Genomic DNA, 19,557 nt, shown 5'->3' on the forward strand with positions numbered 1-19,557 from the left:
TGCCGCACCGCAGCGAGGCTTCGTGACCGCGCACACATCTTCGTCCGACAAGACCCAGGCCCTGACGCCGGCACTCGTGCTCGGCGTCCTCGGCGTCGTCTACGGCGATATCGGCACCTCACCGCTCTATGCGCTGCGGGCCGCCCTGCTGCACTTCTCCGATGATGGGCTGGAAGGCTGGGAGATCCTCGGCATCCTGAGCCTGATCATCTGGTCGCTGATCCTGACCGTGACGGTGAAGTACGTCGTCTTCGTGCTGCGGGCGGACAACCGCGGGGAAGGCGGCATCCTCGCGCTGATGGCGCTGGCCCAGCGCAATGTCGAATCGCCGCGCGCGCGCTGGTCGATCGCCCTGATCGGCATCGTCGGTGCCTGCCTGTTCTTCGGCGATGGCATCATCACCCCGGCGATCTCGGTGCTGTCGGCCGTCGAGGGCCTGAAAGTGGTCGACGAGACCTTCGAGCACGCGGTGGTCCCGATCGCGGTGGTCATCCTGGTGGGGCTGTTCCTGGCGCAGTTCCGCGGCACCGGCAGCATGGGTGCGGTGTTCGGGCCGATCTGCGCGGCCTGGTTCTTCGTGCTGGGCCTGCTCGGCGTCATCGAGATCATCGACAACCCCGCGGTGCTGGCCGCACTCTCGCCGCACTACGCCGTGCAATTCTGCCTGACCTACCGGCTGGTGGCCTTCGTCGCCTTCGGTTCCGTCGTGCTGGCGGTGACGGGGGCCGAGGCGCTCTACGCCGATATGGGCCATTTCGGCCGCCGGCCGATCCGCTGGGCCTGGCTTTGGCTCGTGCTGCCGGCGCTGATGCTGAACTACCTCGGCCAGGGTGCGTTGATGCTGCGCAACAGGGCGGCGCTGGAGAATCCCTTCTACCTGCTGGCGCCCGAGTGGTTCCGCCTGCCCCTGGTGCTGCTGGCGACCGCGGCGACGATCATCGCCAGCCAGGCGATGATCTCGGGCGCCTACACCATTGCGCGGCAATGCGTGCAGCTCGGCTTCATTCCACGCCTTGAGGTGCGCCACACCAGCGACACCGAGGAAGGGCAGATCTACATGCCTCAGGTGAACACGCTGCTGCTGATCGGCGTGATCATCCTGGTGATGGCCTTCCATACCTCGGACAACCTCGCCGCGGCCTATGGCATAGCGGTGACGGGCACCTTCGTCTGCACATCCTGCCTCGCCATCATCGTGTTCCGGCGGCAGTTCGGCTGGTCCTGGCCGCTGGTGATCGGCGTGTTCGGCCCGCTCCTGCTGCTCGATCTGCTGTTCTTCCTGTCGAACGTGCTGAAGATCCCGCAAGGTGGTTACGTGCCGCTGGTGCTGGGGGCGGGGTTGTTCGCCATGATGACGACCTGGCATCGCGGGCGCGAACTGCTGTTCGCCCGCTTCCGCCAGGATGGGCTGCCGCTCAAATCCTTCATCGCGCGGCTGCCGCAGTCGCGCACCATCCGTGTGCCCGGCACCGCGGTGTTCATGACCAGCCAGGCCGATTTCCTGCCCGGCGCGCTGCTGCACAACCTGAAGCACAACAAGGTGCTGCACGAGCGCGTCCTGTTCGTCACCGTGACCAATGAGGGCATTCCCGCGGTCCCGGCGGAGCGCCGGCGTGAGGTCGAGGAATTGTCGCCCAGCATCCACCGCGTCTTCCTGCGCTACGGCTTCCAGGAAAGTCCCAACATCCCGAAGGAGCTCGAGGCGCTGAAGGAGGTCGGCATTCCCTTCGAGCCGATGCAGACTTCCTACTTCCTGGGGCGGGAGACGGTGGTGGCGGCCGCCGTGCCGAAGATGTCGGCGTGGCGGCAGTGGCTGTTCACCATCATGTCGCGCAACGCCGTGCCGGCGACGGAATTCTTCCGCATTCCGTCCGACCGCGTGGTCGAGCTCGGCGTGCGCGTGGCGATCTGACCATGGCGACGGTGACGGTCCTGCTGGCGATGGCCGCCGGCCCGGGCTTCCCGGAAGGCAGTCCCGCGCATCGCTATGAGATCGCGCTGTCGCTGGATGCGGCGGGGCGCCCGGATGGCGCAGCCTGGGCAGCCGACCCCGAGCCCTGGCGGGCACGACGGATCGCGCCCGGAGCGGCGCCGGTCGAGGGGGACGTGCAATTCGACCCGGATACCGGTTGGGGCATTCGCTTCTATGGCGCGGCGGCGGAGGGGCCGGATGCGCCCGAGACCCGGTTCGTTTGCGGGTCGGATCCGGTGCGGCCGGGCGAGTACGTGACGGTGACGGAGCCGGATGGCGCGGAGTTCGCGTATCGGGTGGTCGGGGTGGGTTGAAGCACGAGAGGTGCCGGTTTTTCGGCACGGCAAGGCTTCCTGGCACCACATGCCGTTTCGAGTCCCGCATGCGTACTTCAGCAGCAGGGGCGCTGAGGCAACTTCACGCGGCAATGCTTGACTCTGCTTCGGAACATAGCACGAACTCCGTGTCGCAAGAGGAGGCGGAGGAAGCGGGCTTTGGACCACGCAAATGGAATTTCGAATGATTTCGATTTCGAAGTCGGCCATTGGCGCGTTCGACACCGCCGCTTACGGGAACGGCTTGCCGGGTGCGACGAATGGGAAGAATTCGACGGCACATCTGAGACCCGCCTCGTGTTGGGCGGCAACGGCAACATCGAAGACAACCTCATTGAGTTGCCGAGCGGGTCCTATCGCGCGATTGCGATCCGGTCATTTGATGTGGCCAGCCGCACATGGGCGATCTGGTGGCTGGCATCGCACGATCCGCACCAAGTGGACGTTCCCGTGAAGGGTGGATTTGAGAACGGCATAGGATCGTTCTACGCCGAGGACAAATTCCGGGGCATGCCAATTACCGTGAGATTTCTCTGGCTGAGAACACAGACGATTTCGCCCCGGTGGGAGCAGGCTTTCTCAAACGACGGCGGCAGCAACTGGGAAACGAACTGGATCATGGACTTTGAGCGTCCGTAAGCACTGCAACGCGGCTTTGCCCCGGATTGCAGCCATCGCTGCGGCATGCGCGAAGGGCGGGGTCGCGCACCGCCTGCGCGATCGCGGGCGGCGCAGCGCCGGGATCGGCGACGTGTAGCGACCCGCGGGTAAGCTCGCAAAAGACTGGCGCGCGGGATGAACGGCCTTTGCCCGCCCTTGGCAGCATCCGGCATCGCCAAAGAAAAAGGGCCCGGGCGATGGCGCCCGAGCCCTTGATCAAACTGGTGGAGCCAATCGGAATCGAACCGACGACCTCTTGAATGCCATTCAAGCGCTCTCCCAACTGAGCTATGGCCCCCCGAGAAGAGGCGCGCCGTATAACCCTGCTATCCGTGCCCCGCAAGGGGGTGTCTGCCCCCTTTCGGCGCGCGCCAGGGAACGGTAGGGAGAAAGCCTCGAAGGGTTGGGTAGTGGGGAGTGTCCATGGGCAAGGTCTATCCTGACGCCAAGGCCGCATTGGCCGGCGTGCTGCGCGACGGCATGGTGATCCATTCCGGCGGCTTTGGCCTGTGCGGTATCCCCGCCCTGCTGATCGAGGCGATCCGCGAATCGGGGGTGAAGAACCTCACCGTCGTGTCCAACAATGCCGGCATCGACGATGCAGGGCTCGGCCTGCTGCTGCAGACGCGGCAGATTCGCAAGATGATCTCCTCCTATGTCGGGGAGAACGCCGAATTCGCCCGGCAGTACCTGGCCGGGGAGCTCGAGATTGAATTCAACCCGCAGGGCACCCTGGCCGAGCGCATCCGCGCCGGCGGCGCGGGCATCCCCGCCTTCTTCACCAAGACCGGCGTCGGCACCGAGGTCGCGAAGGGCAAGGAGACGCGCGAATTCGACGGCGAGACCTATGTCATGGAGCGCGGCATCTTCGCTGACCTCGCCATCGTGCATGCCTGGAAGGGCGATACCGAGGGCAACCTCGTCTATCGGAAGACGGCGCGGAACTTCAATCCGATGATGGCGACCGCGGCGAAGGTCACCGTCGTGCAGGTCGAGCACCTGGTGCAGCCCGGCGAGATCGACCCCGACCACATCCACACGCCCGGCATCTTCACCAAGCGCATGATCGTGTGCCCCGCCGGCTACGAGAAGCGCATCGAACAGCGCACCCTGCGCAAGCGCGCGGCCTGAGGAGGAGCACGACCATGCCCTGGACCCGCGACGAGATGGCCGCCCGCGCCGCCCGTGAACTGCAGGACGGCTTCTATGTGAACCTCGGCATCGGCATTCCGACGCTGGTGGCGAACCACGTGCCGGCCGGCTTCAACGTGCAACTGCAATCCGAGAACGGCATGCTCGGCCTCGGCCCCTTTCCCTTTGAGGGGGAGGAGGATGCCGACCTGATCAATGCCGGCAAGCAGACCATCACGGCCCTGCCGACGTCGTCGTATTTCGATTCCGCGCAATCCTTCGGGATGATCCGCGGCGGGCATATCGACCTGTCGATCCTGGGTGCGCTGCAGGTCGCGGCGAATGGCGACCTCGCGAACTGGATGATCCCCGGCAAGATGGTGAAGGGGATGGGCGGGGCGATGGACCTGGTCGCCGGCGTGAAGAAGGTGATCGTGCTGATGGAGCACACCGCCGGCGGCAAACCGAAGCTGCTGAAGTCCTGCACCCTGCCGCTGACCGGCGCGCGGGTGGTGGACATGGTGATCACCGACCTCGGCGTCTTCGAGGTGGCCCGCAAGGGGCCGGAGCGGCTGGTGCTGACCGAACTCGCGACCGAGGTCAGCCTGGACGAGATGCGGGAGAAGACCGAGGCGGTGTTCGAGTTGGGGGGAGCGCTGGCGGCTTAGGCCCGGCGGGGCCGTGCCCCATGGCCTGCGCCTCGCGGCGACGGCGCTGGCCTTTTCTTATGTCGTGCTGTTGGGCGCGACCTGGTGGACGCAGGGGCATCCTTGGTTCATGGAGCCCACCGGCCTGCCGTCGCCGGTGCAAGACTTCGTCATCTTCCGTGTCGCAGCGGCCATGGCGCTGGACGGGCGCGCCGCCGATGCCTACCAACTGCGGCTGTTTACCGAGGGACTCCAAGCCCTGGTTGGCCAGCCAGGGCCGTTCCTGCTGAACTGGCCCTACCCACCGTCCTTCACGCCGATCGTCGCCCCCTTCGCATTGCTGCCCTACGGGGTCGCCTTCATGACCTGGATCGTGGCGACCGGATGCTGTCTTGCGGCGGTCATGTGGACCTCGCCCGTCCTGCGCCACGGCGTCGCCTTTGTCTTCGCGGCGCCAGCTTCCCTGGCCGTCGTGCTCAAGGGGCAGAACAACTTTCTCTCAGCGGCGCTCATGACCGGTTTCCTCGTCATGATGGACCGGAAGCCCTGGGTGTCAGGCGCCTTCCTCGGGTTGCTGACCTACAAGCCGCATCTTGGCGTGGTGATCCCGCTGCTGCTGGTCGTGACGCGGCGATGGGACATCATCCTGTCCGCGGCTGTGACGGCGCTTACCTTCGCCGGTCTTTCGATGGTGCTACTGGGGCCGGCCATCTGGGTCGACTTCTTGTGGTCGGTCTTTGCCGTTGCCGACAACTTCATGACGCCGGACGGTGTCCTGCCGGCCGTGCAGACCGTCTATGCCACTGCTGCGATGATGATGGGCAAGGTACCGGCCGGCCTGTTGCACGCGGCCGTGTTGATCGCCGCGACGCTTGCCGTGGTCCGCGTGCTGCGTGCCGAACCGGACAGCGGCGCCAGGGCGGCCGCCATCATCGCGGTGTCACTGCTGGCACCGCCCTATGGCTTCCAGCATGACTGGGTGCCGCTGGCCGTGGCCGGCGCCTTCCTTCTTGGCACGCCGGCGAAGAAGCCCTGGAGGTGGGAGGCGGTCCTGGTCACCGCCGTGGTCCTTTTGCCGGGGGTGACCTTGTTCATGCGGTGGGGGCCGCCGGGACCGGTGGCCGCGATCGTTATCTTGCTGCTCGCCATGCGGCGGGCCGGGTTGTCGGTGCGCGCTCCAGCCATTGCCTGATCGGTCGGGTCCGGGCGGCGTCACGCCGGGGGACGAACAGTGCCTGGGCGCTACTGTTCAGCCTGCGGCGCTGTGTTCCCGGGTGGCTCCGTCGCGCGTCCGGCCGGCGCTTTCCGCAATTGCGTCCTGCAGCAGCCAGTCGAGTGCCGGCACCGGCCGGCAGACCATCAGCATCTGATACGCGAACATCCCGCGCGACAGCCGGATCAGCAGCGCGTTCAGGGCGAGCAGCGCATTCGCCAGCCTTCCCCGGCCGAGCGCCAGTGGAAAGGGGGCCGGGATTCCGACCGACCGCTCCACCATGAAGGCGCCGTCGCGCAGCGTGCGTGCCAGCGTGCCGAAGGTGAACAGCCGCGTACGCGTGGCATTCAAGATGCCGCGTGCGCCGTAGTTGAACTGTCCCAACAACAGCATCAGCCGCACCACGGCGAAGGCGACGTTGCCGGTCGAGATCACCAGCCGCATCTCCCGGTTGCGACTGGAGAGCAGATGGATCTCCTCGATTAGCCGTTCGGTCGTGCGCAGATGCTCAATGACATCGAGGGCGAGCACGTAGTCGATCCGTTCTCCCGGGTCCGGCAGGCCCTGGTCGCCGTCGTGATGCAGGAAGCGGGCGAAGGGGCGAGGGTCGGCCGGTGGCGCGTGGTCCACGCCGATGACGCGACAGCCCTTGGCCGCCAGGGCGGCAGCGACGTGACCGCCCGAGCAGCCGATGTCGAGCACCGTTGCGCCGGCCGGCACGTAGTCCACGACCCAACGATGCGTGCTTGGGAAGTCGAGCTTCGGCTCATAGACCGCAGTCCCGGTCGCGAAGGGGTACTTCGGGTCCTGCAACAGCCCGGTGCTGCGCATCCGCCAGCGCAGCGTGGTGGCAACCACATGCGCAGCATAGGACAGGCCGTTCACGCGGCAGATCTCGTCGCCGTAGAAGGTTGGGATCGGCAGTTCCGCTATGCGCGCGCCGACCGACATCAGCTGCAGGAGGATCTCCGTGTCGAAGTGGAAATCGCCGGTGTTGCGCTGGAACGGGATGCGCTTCAGCGCCGCGGCGGAATAGATCCGGTACCCGGTGTGGTATTCATGCAGCCGCGCGCCGGTCAGCGCGTTCTGGATGCCCGTCAGGATGCGGTTGCCAACGAATTTGTAGAGCGGCATGCCGCCCTTCAGCGCGCCGCGCCGGTCGATCATGCGGCTGCCCAGCACTGCATCGGCCTCACCGGACAGCAACGGCTGCATCAGGCGCGGCAGATGCTCCGGCCCATACTGCCCGTCGCCATGGATCAATGCGACGTGGTCGAAGCCGTTCGCGAGCGCGTAGTGGTAGCCGATCTTCTGGTTGCCGCCGTAACCTTGGTTGCGCGGGTTGCGCAGGATATGGACGGGATGGCGGGAAATGGTGGCGAGCGCCGCCTCGAAGGTGCCGTCCAGACTGCCGTCATCGAGCACGAGGATGGAAGGATCGACGCCGGGGATCTCATCCGGGATGCGCGACAGGACGGCGGCGATCGAGCCTTCCGCCTCGTAGGCGACGACGAGGATCAGCAGGCGCTGGCGACCTCGGGTTCCTTCAGGCGGCAGCACCACGGTTCCATCCACAGTTCCGCCCCCTTGCTTCGATGCATGCCACTGTGCGGCGTATCGCGCACCCAATAGACAACCAATATCGTGATCAATTCTATGGGATCAACCAAATTTTGAGGCAAAATGACGCTGGCCGGCTCACAACTGGCTTGCGGCACTGGGCCGCAGGCGCGAGTGGGCCATGAGATGACCTGAACTGCGTCGTCCTGCGCCGGTTGCGTGAGGTCCAATCCGCCGCTGGCGGCACTACCCCGCCCCCGGCAACCCCCTATAAGGCAGCGGCGCGAACCGCGTCCCATGCAACGCGATATCCTGCCACACCCCGCCCGTCACATACGGATCCTCGGCCATCCACGCCCGCGCCGCCGCATCCGTCGCATGGCGCGACACGACGATCGACCCGCGCATCGCCCCGGCCTCGTCCAGGATCGCCCCGCCCATTGCCAGCGTGCCATCCGCCGCCATCGCGGTGACGCGCTCGATATGCGCCGGCCGTGCCGCCGCGCGCCGTGCCGCCGCACCGGCATCGGTGCCGTCCAGCGCCACCGACACCGTATGCGTCCGCGTGGCCGAGATCGGCTCCCCTGGCTGCGGCAGCGGGCGGTAGGGGAGCGGCGCGATGCGGAAAGGATGCGCCTCCCACGTCGCCCAGACGCCATCCACCGCGAAGGGTTCCTCGGCCAGATAGGCATCGAGCCCCGCCTTGTCCGGCACGTTCAGCACCATCAGCGATCCGGCTGGCTGCCATTCGGGCGTGAACAGTGGCACGCCCAGGGCCAGCCGCCCCTCCTGCGCCCAGCGCGTCAGGATCGAGAGATGCCGGTCGCGCGATGCGGCCCGGCGGGACGGGTCAGGCCCGTCCCAGGCGATGATGGCGTAGCCCATGGTGCGTCCTGCCCTTCGCTGTTGCACCAGACTGGCACGGCCGCCGCCGCGCGTCAGCCCGCACGGGGCAATGGCCGATAGGGCAGGGGCCGGAACAGAGTGGCATGCAGCGTCATCGCGCAATGCCGCAGCAACGGATCGGCGGCGGCCCAGCCCCGCGCCGCGGCGTCATCGCCATGCGTTGCCACCAGGATCGCGCCCGGCGCATCGAGCGTCCCGGCAGCGAAGATCAGCGTGCCGACCTCCGCCGAGGCGCTGAGCCGCGCCGGTTCCGCTTCGCCGGCCGCGATGATGATGGTGTGGCCGCGCCCCGGCGGCAGTGGCGCGTCCATCGCGGGCCAGGGGCGCCACGGCAGCGCGGGGATCAGTAGCGGCCGGCAGGCGATGTCCTGCCATACACCCTCGGTCGCGAAGGGTTCGCGCGCCAGATAGGCATCGACGCCCGCCTGGTCCTGCGCGGCGATGACCATCAGCGATCCGCGCGACCGGCCCTCGGCGGAATGCAGCGGCAGGCCGAGCAACAGGCTGCCATCGCGCGCCATCGCCTCGATCGAGGCGATGTGCCGGTCGCGCGCCGCGGCACGGCGGGACGGATCCGGCCCGTCGAAGGCGATGACCGCGAAGGCCATGGAAGCGGCCGCGGGGCGGCGCAGCGCCGCCCCGCGCGTGCCTCAGTACATGTGCTGCCCGCCATTGATGGACAGCGTGGAGCCGGTGATGAAATCCGCATCGTCGCCGGTTAGGAACACCACGCCGCGTGCGATGTCGTAGGCGCGGCCAAGCCGGCCCATCGGAATGCGTGCGACGATCTTCTCGAGCACGTCGGGCGGCACGGCGCGCACCATCTCGGTGTCCACATAGCCGGGCGCGATGGCGTTCACGGTGATCTGGCTGCGCGCGCCTTCCTGGGCGAGCGCCTTGGTGAAGCCATGGATGCCGGACTTCGCCGCGGCGTAGTTGACCTGGCCGTACTGGCCCGCCTGGCCGTTGATCGAGCCGATATTGACGATGCGGCCGAACTTCTTCGCCGTCATGCCGTCCCAGACCAGCTTGCACATATTGTAGCAGGAGCCGAGGTTGGTATCGATCACCGCGTCCCACATCTCGCGGTTCATCCGCTTCATCGTGCCGTCGCGGGTGATGCCGGCGTTGTTCACCAGGACCTCAACCGGGCCGACCTCGGTCTCGACCTTCTTCAGCGCCGCGGCGCAGGCGTCGTAATCCGCGACATCGAACTTGTAGCAGGGGATGCCGGTGCGCTTGGTGAAGGCCTCGGCCGCCGCGTCGTTGCCGGCGTAGGAGGCGACGACCTTGCGGCCGGCCGCCTGCAGCGCCTCACTGATCGCGGCTCCGATGCCGCGTTGACCTCCGGTGACGAGTGCGACGCGTGCCATGCCTGATCTCCTCCCTGGTCGGATGCGCGGTTGCCGTATCAATGCTTGGTCGCGATGGCGCAATCCTTGATGGCGATCAAATCCTGTCGGGCCGCGCAACGCCAGGGGGAATGCGTGCGGCGCGGCAGAAACCGCCGCGCCGCGGTGAAGCAATGTCCGCTGTGCGAAATCGGCACCGACCCGCGGTCGCGGGACACCAACCGGCAGGTCGGATGGGTGGGTGCCGGATCTGTCAAATGGTCACTCAGCCTGGCGTGGCCCCCGATGCCCGCACCACCGGCGCCCACGCCGCGATCTCCGCCCGCACGAACGCCTGCGCGTCGTCGAGGAACAGCGTGCCCGGCAGCGTCGCCGTCTCGGCATAGCGGCGCGCGACCTGCGGCGCGGCCATGGCCTCGCGGATCGCGGCCGCGAGGCGTTCCTGCAACGCACGCGGCGTGCCGGCAGGCGCGGCGATGCCCGCCCAGCCATCGGCGACGATATCGGGGAAGCCGCTCTCGACGAAGGTCGGGATCGCGGGGAAATCGGCGATCCGCTCCCGCGTCGTGAAGGCGAGGGCGCGCAGCTGCCCCGCCCGGATGTAAGCCGAGGCTGCCGTCAGGCTGTCCATCACCGAGGGCACCGTACCCGCGATCGCGTCCGTTGCCGCCTGCGACCCGCCGCGATAGGGGATGTGCTGCAGCTCGAACCCCGCCGCCTGAGCCAGGCGCAGCCCGACCAGATGCGGCACGGATCCGATGCCGCTGGTGGCATAGGCGACGCCGCTCGGCCGCTTCGCCGCGGCGATGAAATCCGCCAGCGTCTGCATAGGCGTCTGCGGATTGACCAGCAGCAGGTACGGCGTGCCGAGGATGGTCGCGATATGCGCAAAGTCGCGGTCGGCATCCCATTGGATGCGGTCGCGATAGAGCGTGTTGCCCACCGCCATGCCCGAGATGGTGGAGACGAGAAGCGTAGTCCCGTCCGGCGCGGCCCGCGCGACGAGGCCGGTGCCGAGCGTGGCGCCGGCGCCGGGCCGGTTCTCGACCACCACCACGGTGCCGAGCCGCCGGCCCATTTCATCCGCGATCAGCCGGGCGATGATGTCGGTGGTGCCACCGGTGGCGAAGGGGACGATGACGCGCACCGGCCCCGGATAGGATTGCGCGAGCGCCGGCATGGCGAGCATCGCGGGGGCGGCGAGGAGGAGGTGGCGGCGCAGCATGGTGGCGGTTCCCGGTGGCGAAGTCGTCACGCTAGCCGCGCGGAGGTTCGCGCGTCAGGCGGAATCGCGCACGGAAACTGCCTGGAGTGGGTCCTTCGCGGCGCTGAAGCCGCATCGTGGGGCTGTCCGCCGACAGGATCTTGCTTTCTGGCGTCGCTGGGGCATCGGGCGGTGGCTGCGACCTTGGCGCCATGCCGGGCCGGCTGCTAGCGTGCCGCCATGGCAGCGCATCGGCGCATCGCGGGGCGAATTACCGGCACGGCCTGATTGGGTCCGCGCCCCGGGTGGGTGCGCCTTCGGCCGCGACGCTTCTCCACCCGCCCTTGTTCCTGCCGAAAGCCATTCCACGATGTCCGATCCCGACCTTCTCGTGCCCGCGCGATTCCATCTGCTTGCCGAGGCTTCGCCCGGCCTGCTGACGCGCCTGCTGCAACCGCTCGCCAAGCGCGACCTGGTGCCCGACCGCGTGCAGGCGCGGCGGGATGGGGAGACGATGCGCGTCGAGATCGCGCTCGATGCGATGCCAGCGGGGATGGTTCATCTGGTCGCCGGCAATCTTCGGCAGGTGGTGGGCGTCATCGAGTTGCATGGCGGCGCGGAAGTGCTGCGCGCCGCCTGACCGGGCGGCGCTGCGTCACCGGAATGCGATGGGCTGCGTGCCGCGGCCGGCAGCGAACAAATCCCTGGCCGTCGTCGCTACCGCAACGCCAGCACAGCCATCATCACGAGGCCCAGCCCGATTCGGTACCAACCGAATGGTGTGAAGCCGATGCGCCCGATCACCGCCAGCACCGCGCGCACGGTGACGAAAGCGACCAGGAAGGCGGCGACGAAGCCGACGCCGATCTGCCCGAAGGCGGAGAAGTCGATCTCGTGCCGCGCCTTGAACAGCGAGTAGAAGGTCGCGGCGACCATTGTCGGGATGGCCAGCACGAAGGAGAATTCCGCCGCCGTGCGCCGTTCCACGCCGATCACCAGGGCGGTGATGATCGTCGCGCCGGACCGCGACGTGCCCGGGATCATGGCCAGCGCCTGGCCGAAGCCGATCAGTACCGCCGCGAGCGGCCCGATCTCGGGCACCGAATGGATCGACGGCTCGGGCCGCATGCGTTCGATGACGATGATGGCGATGCCGCCGAGGATCAGCGCGACGCAGACGACCCAGGGATTGAACAGCACCTCGGTGATCGTCTTGTGCAGCGTGGCGCCGATGATCGCCGCCGGCAGGAACGCGAGCACCAGGTTGGTCACGTAGAACCGTTCCGCCCCCGGCCGCCACATCCCGCGCAGCAGGTCGAGGATCAGCCCGCGATAGATCACCACGACGGCCAGGATGGCGCCGAGCTGGATCGAGATCTCGAAGGCCTTGCCCGGCGGCCCCTGGAAGCCGATCAACTCGCCGAGCAGGATCAGGTGGCCGGTCGAGGAGATCGGCAGGAACTCGGTCAGTCCCTCGACGATGCCCATGAACAGGGCGGAGAACAGGGAGGAGAAATCCATCAGGTGCTCCAGGGATTCACGGGCGGGCGGCGGGCGGCCCCGCCAGGCAGGATGGTGGCGTGATGGAGCGGAGCCGGAGGCTCCGGTCCCCGGCCGCCTCCCCCGGCTGCGCCCCGTGCGGCCGAAGGGCAGCCTCCAGCAAGCGGCGCTGTTCGTCCAACACCGGACTGAGTCGTTCGACGACAATAAGGCCGTCCTTCGGCGCGGCATTGCCGCACAGCGCCGCAGCCAGCCCCGTTGGGCTGACGGCCGGCACGCCGGCGAGCCGCCCGGCGACGAAGCGTTGCAGCGCGCCAGCGGCCGGCGGCAGCAGCACGAGATCGGCCAATGGCCCACCCAGCGCGCGATATCGATCGAGCGCCAGGGCGTCGAACACGTCGAGCGCGATCACCGCGCTGCCCGGTCCGGCCTCCGCCGCCAGGCGCGCGGTCAGGCCGCGCCAGTCCGACCCGTCCGGGGGCGCGCCGTAGATGTCGTGCAGACTCGGCCCCTGGCTCACGACGAAGATGGCGAAGACCAGCGGCCGCAGCACGCCGGGCCGCAATCGCGCAAGGCCCAGGCCGAGCAGCGCGACGACCACCGGCACGAGCACCAGGAGGGTGCGCGGCAGCACCACGGGCGCGAGCGTCTGACCCAGGAGGAACAGCACGACGCCGCTCAGCAGGGTCGCCGCCAGGGCGGCGCGTTCCGCCCCGCGCGGACCCGGGCTGGCTGCCAGCCAAGCGAGGAAAAGCCAGACCAGCGCGGCAAGGCCGGCGCAGGCCGGGCCCAGCAGCGGCCAGGGGTCCACCGTCCAGGGCGTCAGCAGCAGCACGCGCGCCATGCTCACGGCGGCGAAGCCGAGGCCGAGCGCGCGCATCCAGTCGACGCCGTCATTGTCGCGCGCCGCGGCGATGGACGCGACCAGCGCCAGGACCGGCAGTGTCGCGGCGGCGCAGACCGCGGCTGCCGCTGCCAGCCGCGCGAGGGCGCGCCGGTCGAAGGTGCCGCGCGCGACCATCAGCGCGGCCGCGTGGATGAACGCCATCGCCGCGGCGATGACCCCGGTGAAGTGCAGCCATGCTGCGGCAGCGCCAAGCCCGGCCAAGCCCAGGGCCGGAAGCACCCAGCCGGCCCCCGGCCGCGTCGCGCGCGCCGCGAAGCGGCGCCCTGCGAGCAGCGCCAGCAGCAGCACCAATGCCAGAAGCGCATAAACCCGTGCATCGCGTGAATGGAACAGGTGCCAGCCCGCGACGGCCAGGATCATCGCCGACCAGAAGGCGGCGCGCCGGCCGAAGGCGTCCCGGCAGAGCAACCACACCGCCGCCACCGACGCGATGCCCGCCAGCGCTGACGGCAGGCGCAGCGCGCCATCCGATGCGCCGGCAACCAACGTCCATGCTTTGATGAAGAGATAGTAGGTTGGCGGCGTCGTCTCGAGGCGGGCCAGGGGGCCCGTCAGCTCCCGCCAATCGAGCGTCACGAGGCTGGCCGTCGCGACCTCATCGACCCAGAGGCTCCAGGTCCCGATTCCCGGGAGGCGCAGGGCAGCCGCAACCGCCAGCACGAAGGCGAGGCCCGCCAGGACCCCGCTCCGCGCCGTCATAAGGCGACCCGTCAGCGCGCTGCCGCCGCCGGGAAGGCGAAGTTGTCGAAGGCATTCTCCGCCACGCGGAACCACTGGAACAGCTCGTTGCGATAAGGGATGTAGCTGTCCAGGATCTTCTTGAAGCGCGCGTTGCGCCCCGCGGTCTCGGCATAGACGTCGCTGGTGGCGTTCCAGGCCGCCTGCAGGATCTCGCGGTTGAAGAAGCGCAGCTGGGCGCCGGCGGCGACCAGGCGGCGCAACGCCTGCGGGTTCAGGTGGTCGTAGCGCGCGAGCATCTCGGTATCCGCCTCGGCGCAGGCGACCTCGATCGCGTGCTTGTAGAGGTCCGGCAGCGCGTTGTAGGCGGCCCGGTTCGCCATGAAGTGCAGCCGCGCGCCCGGTTCCCAGAAGCCCGGCGCGTAGTAGTAGCGGGCGACGCGCACGAAGCCGAGCTTCTCGTCGTCATGGGGGCCGACGAATTCGACCGCATCCAGCGCACCGCGCTCGAGCGAGGGATAGATGTCGGCCGGCGCCACCTGCGTCGGCGCCGCGCCCAGGCGCTGGAACACCTGGCCCGCGAAGCCGGCTATGCGGAACTTCAGCCCGTTCAGCGCGGCGAGGTTCGGCACCTCGTTGCGGAACCAGCCACCCATCTGCGCGCCGGTGTCACCGGCGGGGAAGGAGACGGCGTTGTACTCGCCCATGAGCTCGGCGTTCAGGTCGCGCCCGCCGCCGTAGCGGAACCACGCATTGTACATGCGGGAGTTGAGCCCGAAGGGCATCGCGGTGAAGAAGGCGAAGCCCGGTTCCTTGCCCACGTAATAATACGGTGCGGTGTGGGCGCACTCGACCGAGCCCGACTGCACGGCATCGAGCGCGGCGAGCGGCGGCGCGATCTCACCACCGGGGAAGGCCTGGATGCGGAACTTGCCGTCGGTCAGCTGGCCGACACGGCGGCAGACGGATTCGGCGGTGCCGAACAGCACGTCGAGGTTGCGCCCGAAGGAGGAGGTGAGGCGCCAGCGCACCTCCGGCATCTGGGTCTGGGCCAGGGCGGGGGCGGCGAGGGCGGCGGGCGCGGCGGCCGCCGCGGCTCCCATCAGGGCACGACGATTCATTGCGACGTATTCCTCCCGTCGGGTGGCAATGTGCCCGTCCCATACGGGATCACGGGCGCGGGGGAAAGCATCACGCCGCGGCCGGCCCGCGTTCCGGCGCGGGCGGGGCCGCGCCGCGCAGCGCATAGGCGACCTGCACCGCCCCCGCCACCAGCCCCATCCCGACGCCGAGCTTCCACGCCAGCACGTAGTCCCCGTTCAGGTCGAACAGCACCCCGCCGCCGAAGGCGCCGAGGAACGACCCGAACTGGTGCGACATGAAGGCGAGGCCCTGGATCATCGCCTGGAAGCGCAGGCCGAACATCTCGACCACCATGCCTGCGACCAGCGGTGCCACGCCGAGCCAGAGGAACCCCATGATGGCGGCGAAGACCAAGGTCGAGGCCTCCGACGGCGCCCAGGCGAAGTAGAGGCCCAGCACGAGGGACCGCACCAGGTAGATGCCGCCCAGCAAGGCCCCCTTGTTCCACCGCCCGCCGGCCCAGCCGAAGAACAGCGACCCCAGCACGTTGAACCCCCCGATCATCCCGAGCGCCTTGGCCGACAGCATCGGATCCTGCCCGCACAGCGCGAGGTAGGAGGGCAGGTGCGTGGTCAGGAACACGAGCTGCAGCCCGCAGACGAAATAGGCGCCGGCCATCACCAGGAACGGCGTATGCGACATGGCGCGCGCCAGGGCCGCACCCATGCGCGGCGCCTCCCCCGGCGCGAGCGGCGGGATCGGGACCCGGTCCACGCGCCCGGCGATCCACGCCGCCGGCACCATGGCGAGCCCGAGCAGCAGGAACCCCCACACCCCGGCGCGCCAGCCCCAGCCTTCCGCCAGCACCTGCCCGATCGGCGCGGCGAGCAGCGCGCCGACCGACCCGGCCGCCGAGACCAGGCCGAGTGCGGAGGAGCGCAGCGCCGCCGGCACCGGCCGCGCCGCGACCGCCAGCGCCATGCCGCTGCCGGTGCAGGCGAGCGCGACGCCGATCAGCAGCCCCGCGCCCACCAGCAGCGCGAAGGCGCCCTGCGCCAGCGCCATCACCGCCAGCCCTACGAGGTAGGACAGCACGCCGGCCAGCAGCACCGGCCGGAATCCCCAGCGGGAGGCCGCGGCGCCCGCGAAGGGCTGCAACAGCCCCCAGCCGAGGTTCTGGATGGCGATGGCGAAGGTGAACTCCGCCACGGCGATGCCGAGTTCCCGCGTTGCCGGGGCCATGAACAGGCCGAGGCTCTGCCGCAGCCCCATGGCGAGGGAGAGCATCACCGCCGCACCGAGCAGGATGGGCAGGCTGGGGCGGAGTTGCGCTTTCATGGAAGGATGGTCGCCCGCCTTGCTGCACTGCGTCGAGGACGAAGCGCATGCGTCCCGGGGCCCACGGCCATGCGCGCGGCGCGGCACGGCAAGCCCCAGCGGCCGCCATGGGCGGCCGCTGGCATTTCGCTCCGCCGGGACGGCGTCACCTTGTCGGGTCTCGGCGTCAATCGCGGAACCAGGCGCCGTTACCGATGATGGCGGCGAGCCCGACACCATAGATCGCCATCGCCGCGCCGACCGCGGCGAAGACCCAGCCGAGCTCGCCCGTCACGGCATAGGCCAGCCAACCGCCGGCGACCGCCACGATCATGCGGACCACGCTCGCCACCAGCGGCCACAGCAGGCGGCCGGCACCCTGGGACGCGAAATACAGGGCCAGCCCCAGGCCGAAGAAGCCATAGGCCGGTCCAACACGCCGCAGGTAGTCGGCGCCGACGCTGAGCGTGGTCGGGTCATCGCTAAACAGGCCAAGCCAGGCGTGCGGCCAGATGGCCGCTGCCAGCCCGACCGCCTCGGTCAGCGCGAAGGCGATCGCGCCGCCCAGCATCGCGACGCGCAGTGCCCGGTCGCGCTGCCCCGCCCCGATATTGGTGCCGACCAGCGCGACGAGTGGCGCGCCCAGCCCGAAGACCAGCGGCACAAGCAGGTATTCGAGCCGGCTGCCGACGCCATAGCCCGCCACGCCCTCCGCCCCGCCGACGCGGGCCACCAGCGTGGTGGTCAGCACCACGGTCAATGTCGTCTGCACCGTGTTGACCGCGGCAACGGCGCCGACGCCGAGGATCGAGGCGAAGATTCGCCAGCGCAGCGGCACCAGCCGCAGCCGCGCGACGCTGCGTCCCGCCGCCATCGCCCAGGCCAGCACGGCCATGACGATCGCGGTGCTCAGCACGACGGCATAGCCCGCGCCCGCGACGCCGAAACCCGGCACCGGCCCCCAGCCGTAGATCAGCAGCGGCGACAGCGGCATCAGCAGCACGACGCCGGCGATCACCGCCACCGAGGGCAGCAGCATGTTGCCGCCGCCGCGCAGCACGCTCGCCAGCGCATTGCCGAGCCAGAGCAGCAAGCCGCCGGCGAAGACCACGTCGGAATAGCGGAGTGCCGCCTCCAGCGACGCGCCCTCGCCGCCCATCGCGGCGTAGATCGACCGGCCGAAGCCGATGAACAGTGCCGCGAAGACCAGGCCGAGCACGCCGTTCACGACCAGCGCATGCACCACCAGCGCATCCGCGTCATCCTGCCGCCTTGCGCCAAGCGCGCGCGCCACCGCCGAGGCGATGCCGCCGCCGATCGCCCCGGCCGAGAGCATCGTCATCAGCATGTAGCCGGGGAAAACGAGCGCGATGCCGGCCAGCGCGTCGGTGCCGAGATGCGAGACCCACCAGGTCTCGATCAGCCCGACCGAGGCCTGCGCCAGCATCACCAGCGTGTTTGGCCAGGACAGCCGCAGCAGGGTCCCGAGGATGGGTCCGTCGAGCAGTAGCCGGGTGCGCGGATTGATCGCGCCCGGCTGGGCGACCGCGGCGCTCACGCCGCCTCCTCCTGCCGGCCATAACGCAGCGCGGCGCGATTGCGCGACAGGTTCGGCCCCAGGGCCAGGCGCGCGGCCTCGAAGCGCTGCCAGTCGGCGATGTCGGGCAGCGAGGGGATCGTCACGGCCTCGCCGCTGTCGAGACCGGCCAGCGCGGCATCGACCATCTCATCGACGCCCATGACCATCTCCGCCGGCAGCGACGCGTCGTCGATCCCGGCACGGCCCCAGATCTCGGTTCGCGTCGCGCCGGGCAGTACCGCCTGCACGCGGATGCCGCTGCCGGCGAGTTCGGCCTGCAGCGACTGGGTCAGGCTCAGCACGAAGGCCTTGGAGGCGTTGTAGACGCCGTTGAACCGCTCCGGCGCCAGGGCGAGCACCGAGGCGATGTTGACCAGCGTGCCGCCAGAGCGGGCGGCGAAGGCCTGCGCGGCGGCGACCGCGAGGCGCGAGGCGGCGACGACATTGAGCTGCACGAGATCGGCGAGCCGCGCCGCATCGGCGGCGACGACCGTCCCGCCCGCCGCCATGCCGGCGTTGTTCACCAGCATGCCGATGGCGGCGTCCTCGCGCAGGCGGGCCTCGATGCGGGAGAGATCCTCTGGCCGTGCGAGATCGGCCGGCAGGACCTCGACCCTGCGGCCGGTCTCGGCGCGCAGCCGCGTAGCCAGCGCTTCCAGCCGGACGGCGTCGCGCGCCACCAGCAGCAGGTCATGGCCCCGGCGCGCAAGCCGGTCGGCATAGATGGCGCCGATCCCGGAGGAGGCGCCGGTGATCAGGGCGACGGGGAGGGAGGTGGCGGGCATGTCGGCCTCATGGGCGGGACGATCGTTTAATTACGATCGTCATGATTGACTTAGATTGCGCTCGCAACTAATAATGTCAAGCAGGTTTTCGAAGGACAGGAGGCCGAGGCACCGGCGATGAGGGTTTCCAGGCAGCAGGCGGCGGAGAATCGCGAGAAGATCCTCGACGCCGCGGCGCGGTTGATCCGCGAGCGCGGCATCGCCGGCGTCGGCGTCGATGCGCTCGCCGAGGCAGCGGGCATGACGCATGGCAGCGTCTACAGCCAGTTCGGATCGAAGGAGCGGCTGGCGGCTGAGGCGGTCAGGCGGGCGCTCGCCGGCAGCGCGGAACGTGCGGCCGCCTTCGACAGTCTGGCGGATTATGCGGCGAGCTACCTCTCGGCGCGCCACCGCGACGCGCCCGGCGGCGGCTGTGCGCTCGCCGCGCTCGGGGGCGAGGTGCCGCGCCATGACGGCGCCGTTCGCGACAGCTTCACCGACGGCGTCCGACGCATGGCGGGACGGGTCGCGACACTACTTCCCGGCCCGGCCGATGCTGATCGGGAGGAGCGGGCGCTCGCCCATGTCGCGACGCTGGTCGGCGCGTTGGTTCTGGCGCGCGCGGTGGACGATCGGGCGCTGTCGGACACCATCCTGACCGCGGGACGGAACGCCGTCGCCGGCGACAAGGACTGATCAGGGCCGGTGCCGGATCCTTGGGAATGCACCGTGCGGCGCATTCCCGAACG

The 19,557-nt window shown here is 69.4% G+C and carries 19 protein-coding genes and 1 tRNA gene; 8 read left to right on the plus strand and 12 right to left on the minus strand.

The window, feature by feature from the left end; all coding sequences use genetic code 11:
• Positions 1-22: 22 nt before the first annotated feature.
• From AC2YHJ_RS17835 to AC2YHJ_RS17845, 3 genes are all read left to right on the plus strand, one after another.
• Positions 23-1,912 (plus strand): potassium transporter Kup, encoded by a 1,890-nt coding sequence (locus AC2YHJ_RS17835; RefSeq protein WP_487397438.1) that lies wholly within the window; start codon positions 23-25, stop codon positions 1,910-1,912.
• A 2-nt stretch (positions 1,913-1,914) separates the two neighbouring features.
• On the plus strand, positions 1,915-2,286 hold the full coding sequence (locus tag AC2YHJ_RS17840) for a hypothetical protein (RefSeq protein WP_487397439.1): 372 nt from the start codon (positions 1,915-1,917) through the stop codon (positions 2,284-2,286).
• 180 nt (positions 2,287-2,466) lie between these two features.
• Entirely contained in the window at positions 2,467-2,946 is a 480-nt protein-coding gene (locus tag AC2YHJ_RS17845) for a hypothetical protein (RefSeq protein WP_487397440.1), read from the plus strand.
• Positions 2,947-3,189: 243 nt separating this feature from the next.
• Here the strand turns inward: AC2YHJ_RS17845 and AC2YHJ_RS17850 are convergent.
• Positions 3,190-3,265 (minus strand) — tRNA-Ala (locus tag AC2YHJ_RS17850).
• 125 nt (positions 3,266-3,390) lie between these two features.
• Between AC2YHJ_RS17850 and AC2YHJ_RS17855 the strand changes: the two genes are divergently transcribed.
• Genes AC2YHJ_RS17855 through AC2YHJ_RS17865 form a run of 3 tightly spaced genes read left to right on the plus strand, consistent with a single transcriptional unit; the run spans position 3,391 to position 5,937 of the window.
• Positions 3,391-4,098, plus strand: a complete 708-nt coding sequence (locus tag AC2YHJ_RS17855) for a CoA transferase subunit A (RefSeq protein ID WP_487397441.1) — start codon at positions 3,391-3,393, stop codon at positions 4,096-4,098.
• A gap of 14 nt (positions 4,099-4,112) precedes the next feature.
• Positions 4,113-4,766 carry a CoA transferase subunit B gene (locus tag AC2YHJ_RS17860; protein ID WP_487397442.1) on the plus strand — a complete coding sequence of 218 codons (654 nt, stop codon included), beginning with the start codon at positions 4,113-4,115 and terminating at the stop codon, positions 4,764-4,766.
• Between the two features lie 13 nt (positions 4,767-4,779).
• The gene (locus tag AC2YHJ_RS17865) at positions 4,780-5,937 is read left to right on the plus strand and encodes a glycosyltransferase family 87 protein (RefSeq protein WP_487397443.1); all 1,158 of its coding nucleotides are present in this window, start codon (positions 4,780-4,782) and stop codon (positions 5,935-5,937) included.
• A 57-nt stretch (positions 5,938-5,994) separates the two neighbouring features.
• Here the strand turns inward: AC2YHJ_RS17865 and AC2YHJ_RS17870 are convergent, their stop codons facing one another.
• From AC2YHJ_RS17870 to AC2YHJ_RS17890, 5 genes are all read right to left on the minus strand, one after another.
• The gene (locus AC2YHJ_RS17870) at positions 5,995-7,518 is read right to left on the minus strand and encodes a glycosyltransferase (protein ID WP_487397444.1); all 1,524 of its coding nucleotides are present in this window, start codon (positions 7,516-7,518) and stop codon (positions 5,995-5,997) included.
• Between the two features lie 246 nt (positions 7,519-7,764).
• Complete coding sequence (locus tag AC2YHJ_RS17875) at positions 7,765-8,403, minus strand: YciI family protein (RefSeq protein ID WP_487397445.1); 639 nt, start codon at positions 8,401-8,403, stop codon at positions 7,765-7,767.
• Between the two features lie 53 nt (positions 8,404-8,456).
• The gene (locus AC2YHJ_RS17880) at positions 8,457-9,032 is read right to left on the minus strand and encodes a YciI family protein (RefSeq protein ID WP_487397446.1); all 576 of its coding nucleotides are present in this window, start codon (positions 9,030-9,032) and stop codon (positions 8,457-8,459) included.
• A 42-nt stretch (positions 9,033-9,074) separates the two neighbouring features.
• Complete coding sequence (phbB, locus tag AC2YHJ_RS17885; RefSeq protein WP_487397447.1) at positions 9,075-9,797, minus strand: acetoacetyl-CoA reductase; 723 nt, start codon at positions 9,795-9,797, stop codon at positions 9,075-9,077.
• Positions 9,798-10,041: 244 nt separating this feature from the next.
• Positions 10,042-11,001 carry a Bug family tripartite tricarboxylate transporter substrate binding protein gene (locus AC2YHJ_RS17890; RefSeq protein WP_487397448.1) on the minus strand — a complete coding sequence of 320 codons (960 nt, stop codon included), beginning with the start codon at positions 10,999-11,001 and terminating at the stop codon, positions 10,042-10,044.
• Between the two features lie 349 nt (positions 11,002-11,350).
• Between AC2YHJ_RS17890 and AC2YHJ_RS17895 the strand changes: the two genes are divergently transcribed.
• Positions 11,351-11,620, plus strand: a complete 270-nt coding sequence (locus tag AC2YHJ_RS17895; RefSeq protein WP_487397449.1) for a hypothetical protein — start codon at positions 11,351-11,353, stop codon at positions 11,618-11,620.
• A 77-nt stretch (positions 11,621-11,697) separates the two neighbouring features.
• Here the strand turns inward: AC2YHJ_RS17895 and AC2YHJ_RS17900 are convergent, their stop codons facing one another.
• The 6 genes from AC2YHJ_RS17900 to AC2YHJ_RS17925 form a co-directional block, all read right to left on the minus strand.
• Positions 11,698-12,501, minus strand: a complete 804-nt coding sequence (locus tag AC2YHJ_RS17900; RefSeq protein ID WP_487397450.1) for an undecaprenyl-diphosphate phosphatase — start codon at positions 12,499-12,501, stop codon at positions 11,698-11,700.
• A 16-nt stretch (positions 12,502-12,517) separates the two neighbouring features.
• Positions 12,518-14,086, minus strand: coding sequence for a glycosyltransferase family 39 protein (locus AC2YHJ_RS17905; protein ID WP_487397451.1), 1,569 nt, complete (start codon positions 14,084-14,086; stop codon positions 12,518-12,520).
• A gap of 11 nt (positions 14,087-14,097) precedes the next feature.
• Positions 14,098-15,186 (minus strand): TRAP transporter substrate-binding protein, encoded by a 1,089-nt coding sequence (locus AC2YHJ_RS17910; RefSeq protein ID WP_487397452.1) that lies wholly within the window; start codon positions 15,184-15,186, stop codon positions 14,098-14,100.
• 70 nt (positions 15,187-15,256) lie between these two features.
• A complete protein-coding gene (locus AC2YHJ_RS17915) occupies positions 15,257-16,486 on the minus strand; it encodes an MFS transporter (RefSeq protein ID WP_487397453.1) in 1,230 nt (409 codons plus the stop codon).
• A 166-nt stretch (positions 16,487-16,652) separates the two neighbouring features.
• Positions 16,653-18,023 (minus strand): MATE family efflux transporter, encoded by a 1,371-nt coding sequence (locus tag AC2YHJ_RS17920; protein ID WP_487397454.1) that lies wholly within the window; start codon positions 18,021-18,023, stop codon positions 16,653-16,655.
• The gene (locus AC2YHJ_RS17925; protein ID WP_487397455.1) at positions 18,020-18,829 is read right to left on the minus strand and encodes an SDR family NAD(P)-dependent oxidoreductase; all 810 of its coding nucleotides are present in this window, start codon (positions 18,827-18,829) and stop codon (positions 18,020-18,022) included. The genes AC2YHJ_RS17920 and AC2YHJ_RS17925 overlap by 4 nt, the downstream gene beginning before the upstream one ends.
• A 117-nt stretch (positions 18,830-18,946) precedes the next feature.
• On the opposite strand from AC2YHJ_RS17925, the gene AC2YHJ_RS17930 reads away from it, so the two are divergent.
• Positions 18,947-19,504 carry a TetR/AcrR family transcriptional regulator gene (locus AC2YHJ_RS17930; RefSeq protein WP_487397456.1) on the plus strand — a complete coding sequence of 186 codons (558 nt, stop codon included), beginning with the start codon at positions 18,947-18,949 and terminating at the stop codon, positions 19,502-19,504.
• The last annotated feature ends 53 nt before the right edge of the window (positions 19,505-19,557 follow it).

It is taken from the genome of Roseomonas sp. SRI_022 (assembly GCF_057586215.1).

Bases quoted from the DNA above. Each gene is read 5' to 3' on its own strand.
- AC2YHJ_RS17855 (WP_487397441.1), top strand. From the start codon at position 3,391: ATGGGCAAGGTCTATCCTGACGCCAAGGCCGCATTGGCCGGCGTGCTG.
- AC2YHJ_RS17880 (WP_487397446.1), bottom strand. From the start codon at position 9,032: ATGGCCTTCGCGGTCATCGCCTTCGACGGGCCGGATCCGTCCCGCCGT.
- AC2YHJ_RS17905 (WP_487397451.1), bottom strand. From the start codon at position 14,086: ATGACGGCGCGGAGCGGGGTCCTGGCGGGCCTCGCCTTCGTGCTGGCG.
- AC2YHJ_RS17840 (WP_487397439.1), top strand. From the start codon at position 1,915: ATGGCGACGGTGACGGTCCTGCTGGCGATGGCCGCCGGCCCGGGCTTC.
- AC2YHJ_RS17900 (WP_487397450.1), bottom strand. From the start codon at position 12,501: ATGGATTTCTCCTCCCTGTTCTCCGCCCTGTTCATGGGCATCGTCGAG.
- AC2YHJ_RS17925 (WP_487397455.1), bottom strand. From the start codon at position 18,829: ATGCCCGCCACCTCCCTCCCCGTCGCCCTGATCACCGGCGCCTCCTCC.
- AC2YHJ_RS17910 (WP_487397452.1), bottom strand. From the start codon at position 15,186: ATGAATCGTCGTGCCCTGATGGGAGCCGCGGCGGCCGCCGCGCCCGCC.
- AC2YHJ_RS17895 (WP_487397449.1), top strand. From the start codon at position 11,351: ATGTCCGATCCCGACCTTCTCGTGCCCGCGCGATTCCATCTGCTTGCC.
- AC2YHJ_RS17860 (WP_487397442.1), top strand. From the start codon at position 4,113: ATGCCCTGGACCCGCGACGAGATGGCCGCCCGCGCCGCCCGTGAACTG.
- phbB (WP_487397447.1), bottom strand. From the start codon at position 9,797: ATGGCACGCGTCGCACTCGTCACCGGAGGTCAACGCGGCATCGGAGCC.
- AC2YHJ_RS17930 (WP_487397456.1), top strand. From the start codon at position 18,947: ATGAGGGTTTCCAGGCAGCAGGCGGCGGAGAATCGCGAGAAGATCCTC.
- AC2YHJ_RS17915 (WP_487397453.1), bottom strand. From the start codon at position 16,486: ATGAAAGCGCAACTCCGCCCCAGCCTGCCCATCCTGCTCGGTGCGGCG.
- AC2YHJ_RS17890 (WP_487397448.1), bottom strand. From the start codon at position 11,001: ATGCTGCGCCGCCACCTCCTCCTCGCCGCCCCCGCGATGCTCGCCATG.
- AC2YHJ_RS17875 (WP_487397445.1), bottom strand. From the start codon at position 8,403: ATGGGCTACGCCATCATCGCCTGGGACGGGCCTGACCCGTCCCGCCGG.